The following is an 11,741-nucleotide window of genomic DNA, read 5'->3' as shown; positions in this document are numbered from 1 at the left end:
ACTTTTTTATATATATCATTACATTGATAAATAAAAAATAACAATTTCTTATGCCTTCATGACTTTTATTCATAGATTTATAATAAGTACTCAAGATGGTTTGTCTCACGATTATTTTGGTTTCTATGTTGGTCGTTGTAATTTGGATTGTGTGCCCATTTTGTTTTGCAGTTTTAGATATAGTTTACCTGTTCTATTTAAAAACAACACTATATTGTAACGAATGTTTGATGCAAATCAATAAAAGTGCCCAAAAATATGTTTTATAGCATATATATTAGGACAACGCACTAAAAATCAGTACCTTTGCAGCAGTAAAAAGATAAAGATATAAGGATAACAAAATTAAGAAAGGAAAAATGATTATGGTAACATTAATGGTATTTGCAGTAGTTGCAGTAATGATTGCACAGGCAATTAACTTAAACGGCAAACTTAGCTAAAAAGCTGAGTCCGCTTTTTAAAGAAAGACAAATTATTAAATTAAATATACTGAATGGCATGTCAAGGCAAAAAGTCTGACATGCCATTTTTTTATGTTTTTATTTTGTTGTTCCTATAAGATTAATTAAATTTGTAGCGTGATATTGATTGTTGTAATATAAATAAGTTTTTCCAATCAATGCCTTTCACATATAAACATATATAATGAAGTTAGTAAAACCAAAGAAAAATTTAGGTCAGCATTTTCTCACTGATTTAGGAATAGCTCGCAGAATAGCCGATACTGTTGATGCCTATCCAGATATTCCTGTACTTGAAATAGGACCAGGAATGGGAGTCTTAACTCAATATCTGGTTACAAAAAACAGAGATGTTAAAGCTGTAGAAATTGATTCAGAATCAGTGGCATTCTTGTATGAGAACTATCCTAAGTTGTGCGATAATATAATAGGCGATGATTTTCTTCGTATGGATCTAAATGAGATCTTTGCAGGTAAGCAATTTGTGCTTACAGGAAACTATCCTTATGATATTTCTTCCCAGATATTCTTCAAGATGCTTGATTACAAGGAACTCATCCCATGCTGTACTGGTATGATTCAGCGTGAAGTTGCGCTTCGAATTGCATCAGCGCCAGGATGCAAGGCCTATGGAATTTTGTCTGTACTGATACAAGCATGGTATGATGTTGAATATCTGTTTACTGTAGACGAGAATGTCTTCAACCCACCACCAAAGGTTAAGAGTGCCGTAATAAGAATGACTCGTAACAGTGTAACAGAACTTGGTTGTGATGAAAAACTTTTCAAGCGTCTTGTAAAAACAGTATTCAATCAGCGTAGAAAGATGTTGAGAGGAAGTATAAAGCAGATGTTCTCAAAGGACCACATGCCAAGTCCTGATTTCTTTACAATGGACATAATGACTAAACGCCCTGAACAGTTGTCTGTTAAGCAGTTTGTCGAATTAACAAATGTCGTAGAAAAAGTATTGCAATAAATATATGGCAATGATTGATAAGAAAGATAAATATGACACACTTTGTGCACAGATAAAAAGTCTAGTAGAAGGAGAACAAAATGTTGTAGGCGTATTGTCTAATGTCTCATCCATTATGCACGAAACATTTCCTGAAAGCTATTTCTGGGTAGGATTTTATCTTGTTAGTGGAGAAGAATTGATACTAGGACCTTTCCAGGGAAGCGTAGCATGCTATCGCATAAAGAGAGGTCGCGGAGTTTGTGGCAAGTCTTGGGAAGAAAACTCAACATTGATAGTTGATGATGTTGAGGCTTTTCCTGATCATATAGCGTGTTCTTCATTGTCGCGTTCTGAAATAGTGGTTCCTATTCACCGTTCAAATGGTGATGTGTATGGAGTTATTGATATCGATAGCACTGAACTTTCTGCATTTGATGCGACAGACAGACTGTATATTGAAAAGATTGCAAATATTTTATCTAAAGAGTTGCAGTTTTGAAAATTAATATCTAATTTTGTAGAATAGAAAATTAAATAATCATATAATTATGTTAGACGTTAAAGCAACATTAAGCGACGCCGAAGAGCGCATGGAGATGGCTGCAATGTATCTTGCCGACGAATTGACACACATTCGTGCCGGTCGTGCTAATACAGCCATTCTTGATGGCGTGAAAGTTGAATCTTATGGAAGTAAGGTCCCTCTTAATCAAGTCGCAACCGTAACTACACCAGATGCAAGATCTATTGCCATACGTCCATGGGATAAAAAAGCAATTAAAGATATCGAAAAGGCTATTATGGACAGTGATGTTGGTATTACTCCAGAAAATAATGGTGAGGTTATCCGTCTTGGTATACCACAGCCAACTGAGGAACGCCGTAAGGACCTTGTTAAGCAGTGCAACAAAATTGGTGAGAAGACCAAGATTGAAGTACGTAATGTCCGTGGTGAGGTTAAGGAAAAACTTAAGAAGGCCATTAAAGACGGATTGTCTGAAGATATTGAGAAAGATGCTGAGGCTGATCTACAGAAAGTTCACGATAAGTACATTAAGAGGATTGAAGACCTGCTGACTGATAAGCAGAAGGAAATCATGACCGTATAATTAGTCTGAATGAAAGGACTAGTTATAAAGAACACCGGTAGCTGGTATTCAGTTAAGACTGATGAAGGAAAGGTTATCGAAAGCAAGATAAAGGGTAATTTCCGATTGAAAGGAATCCGTAGTACAAATCCTGTTGCAGTTGGTGATCTTGTTGAGATTATCACTAATCAGGAAGGTACAGCTTTTATTACTAAGATTGAAGACCGTCGTAACTACATTATACGTAAGTCTCAGAATCTTAGTAAGCAAAGTCATATTATAGCTGCTAACGTAGATCAGGCTTTCCTTATAGTCACGGTGAATTATCCGCAGACAAGTACTACTTTTATAGATCGTTTTCTTGCTTCTGCAGAAGCTTACAGGGTACCTGTAATATTGGTGTTCAACAAAATGGACATTCTTTCAGAGGAAGAAAAGCATTATCAACAGATGATGCTGAAGCTATATTCCACAATTGGATATGAATGTGTCGAAACTTCCGCCGTAAACGGTGATGGGATGGATGTGTTGCGTCCAATGCTGAAAGGCAAGATAACACTGTTGAGCGGAAATAGTGGAGTAGGAAAGAGTACGTTGATAAACAGAATTTTACCTGAAGCTAATCTGCGTACATCTGAAATAAGTGATGCCCATAATACAGGTATGCATACCACTACATTCAGTGAAATGTTAGAATTGCCTGAGGGTGGATATATTATTGATACTCCTGGAATAAAAGGATTTGGCACTTTTGATATGGCTCCTGAAGAACTTACAAGTTATTTTCGTGATATTTTCCACTATTCGAAAAATTGCAAATTCAGCAACTGTAAGCATACTCATGAACCTGGTTGTGCTGTGTTGAAGGCTTTGGAAGATCATTATATTGCAGCAAGCAGATACCAAAGTTATTTGAGTATGTTGAGTGATCAGGATGAAAACAAATATCGTGAGGCTTTCTGATATTTAACGAATATCTTATAAACAAATAAAAAAGTGGCTGAAAGATTGTTCTTTCAGCCACTTTTATGTGTTATATATTATTCTCCTATTGTTATAGTATATTCGCTCATGAAGCTACATCCTGGGAGAAGTTTGTTCATAAGATACTTATCCTTGAATTCTCCGTCGTATTCAGCCCAGTCATGAATGCCATACCAAGGTTCGATACATACGAAATGTGCGTCTTTACCATACGGGCTCCATATACCAACGGCAGGAGTCTTTATGTCAAGAGTAACCTCTGGTTTGCCTTCTTTATTGAGAATGCTAATCTTTTTAAGTTGACTGTGATCGAAGATAACTGCGTCATCCTTAAAGTCATTTTGTGTGAACTTATAAAGTCCATCTTCTGTCTTCACCTTATGATATCCTGGAGTGATACATCCACCTACATTACCATAAAGTCTGCTAGGTTCTTTCTCGTCAAACTTGAGAGTACCCGCTAATGGTTCTCCTTGTTTCAAGTCAGGAACGTTGAATGCTGGGTGACCTCCAATCTGGAAATATATTTCCTTATTGTCGGTATTTTCAACATGCCATACTACTTTAATCTTATTTTCTGTAATCTTATAGCTTACAGCTAGATTAAAATGATATGGGTAGTCCTTCAAAGTCTCAGTACTTTCATTGAGGCAATAAACAAGTTGATTATCTCCTTGTGCTATGAGCTTGAAGTCTGTGTCACGTGCGAAACCGTGGCGTCCAAGTTTGTATTCTTTTCCGTTTACACGATATTTGTCTTCCCAAAGTCCGCAAACAATAGGGAATAGAATAGGTGAATGGCGATCCCAAAATTTAGGGTCAGCCTGCCAAAGATATTCCTTACCATTGGCATCCTTGATGCTTTGAAGTTCAGCACCGTGTTTAGACACTGTTACAGTGAGTTTGTCATTTTTGATTTGTTCCATGATATGTTCTTTTAAACATTATTGCAAAGGTAACAAAAAAAACAGTATCTTTGCATAAAATTAAAAAAATATGGTAGACTTTGCACATTTTAATTCGACCAGCGAATATCGCCGCGACGACCTTATACGTAATATAGAGCACGCTGTACAGAAACTTACTCAGGGAGAATTGGAGGCTTTATATTATGACATGCTAACCAAAGGATTAATTGAGGAATAGTAAAAGAATTGTATTCAGGATATGGAAAATGCAAAACTGACAATGTTGGGCACAGGCAATGCTGTTGTGAGTCATATTTATAATACGTGCTTTGTTGTGAGTACAGAAAATACTTCATTACTTGTTGATGCGGGTGGTGGCAATGGCATCTTGTCCCAGATGGATAGGGCTGGAATATCTTTGTCTAGAATACATGATGTGTTTGTTACGCATGCTCATACTGACCACATGCTTGGTGTTGTCTGGGTAATACGGATGTTTATTCAAAGGTCTATAAGCGGTGATTGCAATGGTATTTTAAATGTTTGGGGTCATGAAAAGGTGATAGAAATGCTAAAGTATATAAGTGATAACACTCTTGCCCCAAAACACCTCAAGCAAATGGTAAAGTGCATCGTGTTTCATACTCTTAAAAATCGTGATGAATTTAATGTAGGAGAATTTCATTTAACAGCTTTTGATATACTTTCAACTAAAGAAAAACAATTTGGCTTTGTATGCAGAATGCCCAATGATGAAAAGTTAGTGTGTCTTGGAGATGAGCCTTATAATCCACAAAACAAGGAACTTGTTGAAAACGCAGATTGGATGATGTGTGAGGCTTTTTGCAAATATGCCGATAGAGATGCTTTTCATCCTTATGAAAAACACCACAGTACAGCAATGGATGCTGCGATGATAGCGCAACAATTAAATGTCAAGAATTTAGTGCTTTATCATACCGAAGAAAAGACTATAGCCACTCGTAAGAGAGATTATACAGTAGAGGCTCAGACTAAATTCACTGGTAATATATTTGTCCCAGATGATTTAGACGAAATAAAGTTGTGATGTTTTTATAGAAAATATTGTCAGTTGCAAACTTATCTGTAACAATTTAAAATAAATATTTGCAAATATTTGCAAATGGTTAAATGTTTATTTATATTTGCAACATAATGACATAAACATATTTTCTATGAAAAAACTATCCGTGCTATTGGGAGCTTTATTTCTTTGTTGCAATTCAACATCGAATATCCTAAAGGCTTCACCTCTTATTAATCAGTTGGTGGTAGGAGCGAAAGCTACAGTTACGATTAAAGGAATTGTTGTCGACGAAAATGGTGAACCTGTAATTGGTGCCAGTGTAACAGAACCTGGAACTACGCGAGGCTCGGTGACAGACGTTAATGGAAATTTTTCGATTAATGTTGGAAACGGAAGTAAGATCCGTATTTCCTTTTTAGGCTATAAAACTGTTACCAAAAATGCTAAAGATGGTATGAGGGTACAGCTAGAAAGTGACAATGCCTTGCTAGACGAAGTGGTTGTGGTAGGTTATGGTCAGCAGAAAAAAGTGAATCTAACTGGTGCTGTCTCAAATGTTGATCTTGCAAAGACTCTTACAGGTAGACCAGAACAGGATGTTGCAAGGGCTTTGCAAGGAGCCGTTCCTGGTCTTTCAATTATAAACAGCAGTGGAAATATTGATAGTAATCCAACTATTTCTATTCGTGGATTGGGTACATTGTCAAATGGTCAGTCTTCTTCTCCTTTGATTGTCGTAGATGGAGTTCCTGTTGACGACCTTTCTATGATAAATGGCAACGATATAGCTTCAATCTCAGTTTTGAAAGATGCTGCATCTTCTTCAATATATGGTAGTCGTGCCGCGTTTGGAGTAATCCTTATCACAACCAAACAGGCGAATAAAGGTGATAAGATTTCAATAAAATATGATGGGCATCTGGCTTGGGATAATGCAACTTATCTTCCTGATTATCCTGATGTTCCAACCCAGCTTAAATCTGCTATGATGGCTAAGGCGCGTACCGATGGTGGTTCAGTTGAACTCTTTGGTATGTATTTCGACAAATTATTGCCTTATGCAGAGAAATGGCAGCAACAGAATAGTGGAAAAAAGGGATATAGTTTGATGCGTCCTTATCAGAGTGACAGCGATGTTGGTGATTATTATTTCATGAATGGTCAGCCCATGTATTATGCAGATTATGACATAAAGAAAATATGGTATGATAATGCTGCACCTTCGTTGAGTCATGATCTTTCAATTAGTGGTTCAAGCGGTAAAACTGTGTTTTATATGTCTGTTGGATATGACAAGAAGCAGGACCTGATGAAATTTAATCCAGCACAGCGTGAAAGATATAATGCCACTTTGAATTTAAAGACTGATGTTACCGATTGGCTTTCTGTAGGAGCGAGAGTTAATTTCACTCGTCGTCATATAGGTAAGGCAAATTCTTATAACAACATATATCAGTATCTTTGGAGATGGGGCTCATTCTTTATTCCTTCTGGTATAATGCAGGCATCAGACGGCTCACAATATGATTATCGCATGATAGCCATGCAGAAGCAGGCATCGCGATTATATAATGTTCATGATGTATTCCGTATGAATGCATTTGCAAAGGCTAATATAACAAAAGACCTCACGCTTAATGCTGATTACACTTACGAGATTGACAATAGTAATTTAAAATCAAGCAACCATAGTGTGTATGGAATGAACTGGTCGGGTGTTGCTCCAGCATATATTGTAGGAACATCAACAACAAATGCCACACGTGACAATACCAAGGCAAATCGTTGGACAGCGAATGCATATATGAACTACAATCATTCATGGAACGATGTGCATAATCTAAATGTAATGGTTGGTGTTAATGGAGAAAATTATTCTTCTGATTATTTCTATGCCAATCGCACTCAACTTTATGATGAAGAATACCCAGAACTATCTCTTGCTTATGGAGATATGACAAAGGCTACCATTAAGTCTTCTACTGGTGATCGTGCTTCAGCTGGCTATTTTGGACGTATAAACTATGATTATAAAGGTATATATCTATTGGAACTTAACGGTAGATATGATGGTTCTTCAAGATTTCCAGAAGGTGACAAGTGGGCGTTTTTCCCTTCTGGGTCTTTAGGATATCGCTTTACTGAAGAACCTTATTGGAAAAATCTAAATAAGTATGTCTCTAGCGGTAAGTTACGTATGTCCTATGGTGAGATAGGAAATGAGGCAGTAGGCGATTGGATGTTTATTTCAAGAGTATCGGCTATTTCTCCATCAGACATAACATGGCTCAATGGAAGTAATACAAAAGTTAATCAATTTGATATGCCGGATTGGGTGTCACCAACTCTTACATGGGAACGAATACAGTCTTTCAATTTAGGTCTTGATTTGGGTTTCCTTAATGATGAACTCACTGTTACTGCAGATTGGTTTCAGCGTGTCACGAAAGATATGTTAGCTCCAGGAACAGCTCTGCCTGCAAGCGTTGGAGCAACTGCACCATATTCAAATGCTGGTCAACTTCGTTCAAGAGGTTGGGAAGTAACTCTTAATTGGCGTAAGCAGATTAATAAGAATTTGGGTCTTTATGCTAATTTCAGTATTGGCGATTCTAAGGTTAAGGTTACTAAATGGAACAATACTTCTAAACTTATCGGATATACAGGTGGTATCGTTACTGATGCAAATGCCAAGATGTATGCTTACCAAGGTGAAAATTGGGGCGATATATGGGGATTTGAAACAGATCGTTATTTCACGGAGGAAGATTTTAATGGAAAGAATGCTGATGGTTCTTGGAAATATAAGTCGGCTGTAGCAAATCAGACTGGCATACAGACTGATAATTTCGTATATGGTCCTGGTGATATAAAGTTCAAAGATTTAAATGGTGACGGAAAAATTGATGGTGGCAAGGGTACAGCCGAGGATCATGGAGATCTTAAAGTTATAGGAAATACACTTCCTCGCTATGAATATAGCTTCCATTTGGGTGGAACATATTGTGGATTTGATATTGATTTATTTTTCCAAGGAGTTGGTAAACGTGACATGTGGACATTGTCTTCTTTGGCGTTTCCAGAAATGCGTGCTCCAGATCTTGCAATATATTCAAATCAGACAAGATATAATGTTTATGACCCAGCAAACAATATAGTAAATATCAATCAGAGTAATGATTTTCCTTGTCTATATGCTGGAAATGAAGCCCCTGGTAATGTTGCCGCACTCGCCCCAATAGGTGGTGAACATAATTACTACCCTCAGACAAGATATCTTGTTAATATGTCATATCTTAGATTGAAAAATATAACAATTGGCTATACAGTTCCTCAGTCAATCCTGAGACACATCTATATTCAGAAGATACGTGTATACGGCAGCGTTAACAATCTCTGTCTTCTTCATAATGGATGTGGAAATCTTCCTGTTGACCCAGAAATGAACGATGGACAAGGTACTCTTACCTATGGCACATGGGGACGTACATATCCAATCACACGTTCTTGGTCTGTCGGTATTGAAGTTACTTTCTGATTTATATAACTTATATAATAATTTCGATATATGAAAAAGATTATAATATATGCCTTTGTAGCAATCACTTTGATGTTCTCTGGCTGCAATGATATGCTGGATAAGTCTCCTCGTGACACATTTACAAATAATACCACTTTCTGGAGTAATGCCAATGCGGTTGAGAGCTACAGTAACAAATTCTATGATAACTATATTGGGTATAATTCAAAGGGTGATTTGGGATGGTTCTATTTCAAAAGCTTTTCTGATGATCAGGTAAACCCAACGTTTGATGACTGGACTTATAAAACGATTCCTAGTACCTCAAGCGACTGGACTGATGGTTCCAAAGAGATACGTCGTGTAAACTATCTCATTCAGGGATTGTCTTCTTCATCACTTACAAATGGAGAGAAAGCACGCTTTATGGCGATTGGACGTTTAAATCGTGCATGGGAATATTATCAAATGGTAAGAAAGTTTGGTAATATGCAGTGGATGCAAGATGTAATCACAGATCCTGATGACAATAGAATTTATGGTTCACGTACAGACCGTGATGTTGTCATAGATTCAGTGCTTAGTGATTTAAACTATGCCGTAGCTAATCTTGATGATGTAAGTGATAAGACGGCATGGAGCAAACAGATGGCATTGGCGATGAAGAGTGATGTATGCCTTTATGAGGGTACATTCTGCAAGTATCGTACAACTGCTGATAATGGAAAGGCACCTGATTTGTCACGTGCACAGAAATACCTTAACGAGTCAGTTACAGCTTCCGAGGCAATCATGAACTCTGGTAAGTTTGCTTTGAGTACCAATTACGGAGACATATATAATTCACTTTCTCTTGGTAGTAATAAGGAGATAATATTCTATCGTAATTACGAAAAGGATATGGTTATGCATTCGTTAGTGGACTATACCTGTAATTCTACAGAGCAGTTTGGAATCTCTAAGGATGCCTTTGATGCATTTCTGTTTCTTGATGGCAAGCCTAAAGCGAATACCACTCTAAATACAGACGATAAGGCTGTAATCAATTCTGGTGGCAACTATTCTGTTAGCAGAATGCTTTCTCAAAGAGATAAACGTTTAAGTTTACTTGTAGACTCTATTATAAGTTTTGCTGGTCATGGATGGGCGCGTGTCAACAATATGGGCGTTTCTGCTTCTCCTCAGATGACATCTTCTACAGGATATACAGTAAGAAAGTATGATAATATGAGCCTTGATTCATATTATCGCATTAATATTGGTACTGGATATACAGATGCTCCGCTTTATTGGTATGCCGTGATATTATTGAATGAGGCAGAAGCTAAGGCTGAGTTGGGAACTATTACGCAATCAGATCTTGACAAGACTATTAATCTTTTGCAGAGTCGCGTAGGATTAAAGCCGATGACATTGCTACCTGATGCCGACCCAGCAAACAATATGGGAGTAAGTAATCTATTGTGGGAGATTAGACGATGCAGACGTTGTGAGCTTATGACAGACAATTGGTATAGATATTGGGACTTGGTGCGTTGGCATCAGTTAGATAAACTTGATACAAGCAAGAATCCTGATATTATGCTTGGAGCAAATTTAAGCAATATCAGTAATGTAGGTGTTAATGTAACAACAGATAAATATATGATTGGTAATACAAAAACTCGCACATACGATAGCAAGTATTACCTTTATCCTATACCTACCGGACAAATTACTCTAAGTCCTGAAACAGGACAAAACCTTGGTTGGTGATAATTTGTATGTAAGTGCAACATTATCAAATGATTAAAAACTCCGCAATTGCGGAGTTTTTTTGTTTTTATTTTGTAATTTTGCATCCATTATTAGATATTATGTAATGAGAAGAGAAGAAAGAAAAATTATAAGAGGTATATATGATTACCTTATAATAGCCATTGGAATGGTAATTGGAAGTCTCGGATGGGTGGCTTTTCTGTTGCCAAACAAAATTACGATAGGTGGTCTTCCTGGTGTTTCCTCAATCGTTTATTGGGGTATGGGCATTCCGGTTCAGTACACATATCTGGCAATAAATGTATTGCTTTTAGCAGCGGCACTGAGAGTACTTGGATTCAAGTTCTGTGTAAAGACAATATATGCGGTCATGTTTTTTACAACATTCACTACTTTTTGGCAACATATCGTAGGAAACACTGTTATGTTTCACGACCAGCCTTTTCTAGCATGTGTTGTCGGTGGTTTGCTTTTAGGTATAGGAACTGGTTTCAGTCTTTTGCGCAATGGCAGCACTGGTGGCTCTGATGTCATAGCCTCTATTGTGCATAAATATCATGATGTGTCGCTTGGACACATTATTCTGGTATGCGACCTTTGTGTGATAACATCCAGCTACCTTGTACTGAACAGTTGGGAAAAAGTTATATATGGATATATCGTGCTTTTCGTCATGTCATATACCATAGATCATGTGATAAATGGTTTTCGTCGTTCGGTACAGTTCTTTGTCATTTCTGAGAAGTATCAGGAAATAGGTAGACTTATAAATGATGAGGCTGCACGTGGCTGCACAGTGATAGATGCCCATGGCTTTTACAGTGGTAAAAAGATGGGTATGCTGTTTGTGATAGCAAAGCAAAACGAAAGTCACAACATATTCAGCATTATTGATGATGTTGATCCTAGTGCTTTTGTTAGTCAAAGTGCCGTTACTGGAGTCTATGGTTTGGGCTTTGATAGAATGAAAGTTGGTACTAAACGAGTGAATAACAAATAATTTTGTTACT

Annotated in this window: 10 protein-coding genes; 9 read left to right on the top strand and 1 reads right to left on the bottom strand. The window is 37.1% G+C overall.

The annotated features are described in order from the left end of the window. Positions 1-648: 648 nt before the first annotated feature. Genes rsmA through rsgA form a run of 4 tightly spaced genes read left to right on the top strand, consistent with a single transcriptional unit; the run spans position 649 to position 3,476 of the window. A complete protein-coding gene (rsmA, locus tag prwr041_RS02520; protein ID WP_207154758.1) occupies positions 649-1,443 on the top strand; it encodes a 16S rRNA (adenine(1518)-N(6)/adenine(1519)-N(6))-dimethyltransferase RsmA in 795 nt (264 codons plus the stop codon). A gap of 4 nt (positions 1,444-1,447) precedes the next feature. Further along, entirely contained in the window at positions 1,448-1,924 is a 477-nt protein-coding gene (locus tag prwr041_RS02515) for a GAF domain-containing protein (RefSeq protein ID WP_207154757.1), read from the top strand. Between the two features lie 49 nt (positions 1,925-1,973). Continuing rightward, positions 1,974-2,534 (top strand): ribosome recycling factor, encoded by a 561-nt coding sequence (gene frr / locus prwr041_RS02510; RefSeq protein WP_207154756.1) that lies wholly within the window; start codon positions 1,974-1,976, stop codon positions 2,532-2,534. A gap of 9 nt (positions 2,535-2,543) precedes the next feature. After that, positions 2,544-3,476 (top strand): ribosome small subunit-dependent GTPase A, encoded by a 933-nt coding sequence (gene rsgA, locus prwr041_RS02505; RefSeq protein WP_207154755.1) that lies wholly within the window; start codon positions 2,544-2,546, stop codon positions 3,474-3,476. Between the two features lie 77 nt (positions 3,477-3,553). Here the strand turns inward: rsgA and prwr041_RS02500 are convergent, their stop codons facing one another. After that, complete coding sequence (locus prwr041_RS02500; RefSeq protein ID WP_207154754.1) at positions 3,554-4,423, bottom strand: aldose 1-epimerase family protein; 870 nt, start codon at positions 4,421-4,423, stop codon at positions 3,554-3,556. A gap of 70 nt (positions 4,424-4,493) precedes the next feature. On the opposite strand from prwr041_RS02500, the gene prwr041_RS02495 reads away from it, so the two are divergent. The 5 genes from prwr041_RS02495 to prwr041_RS02475 all read left to right on the top strand — a co-directional run bounded on the left by prwr041_RS02495 (position 4,494) and on the right by prwr041_RS02475 (position 11,731). Next, positions 4,494-4,643, top strand: coding sequence for a hypothetical protein (locus tag prwr041_RS02495; protein WP_018462994.1), 150 nt, complete (start codon positions 4,494-4,496; stop codon positions 4,641-4,643). Positions 4,644-4,664: 21 nt separating this feature from the next. After that, positions 4,665-5,474, top strand: a complete 810-nt coding sequence (locus prwr041_RS02490) for an MBL fold metallo-hydrolase (RefSeq protein ID WP_207154753.1) — start codon at positions 4,665-4,667, stop codon at positions 5,472-5,474. 127 nt (positions 5,475-5,601) lie between these two features. Beyond that, complete coding sequence (locus tag prwr041_RS02485; protein ID WP_207154752.1) at positions 5,602-8,991, top strand: SusC/RagA family TonB-linked outer membrane protein; 3,390 nt, start codon at positions 5,602-5,604, stop codon at positions 8,989-8,991. A gap of 30 nt (positions 8,992-9,021) precedes the next feature. Next, entirely contained in the window at positions 9,022-10,728 is a 1,707-nt protein-coding gene (locus tag prwr041_RS02480; protein WP_207154751.1) for a RagB/SusD family nutrient uptake outer membrane protein, read from the top strand. 106 nt (positions 10,729-10,834) lie between these two features. Next, on the top strand, positions 10,835-11,731 hold the full coding sequence (locus prwr041_RS02475; RefSeq protein ID WP_207154750.1) for a YitT family protein: 897 nt from the start codon (positions 10,835-10,837) through the stop codon (positions 11,729-11,731). Positions 11,732-11,741 lie beyond the last annotated feature (10 nt).

The organism is Prevotella herbatica (assembly GCF_017347605.1).
GTDB lineage: Bacteria > Bacteroidota > Bacteroidia > Bacteroidales > Bacteroidaceae > Prevotella > Prevotella herbatica.
The sequence above is the reverse complement of the archived record's forward strand: the minus strand, read 5'-3'. Positions and strand labels throughout refer to the sequence as shown.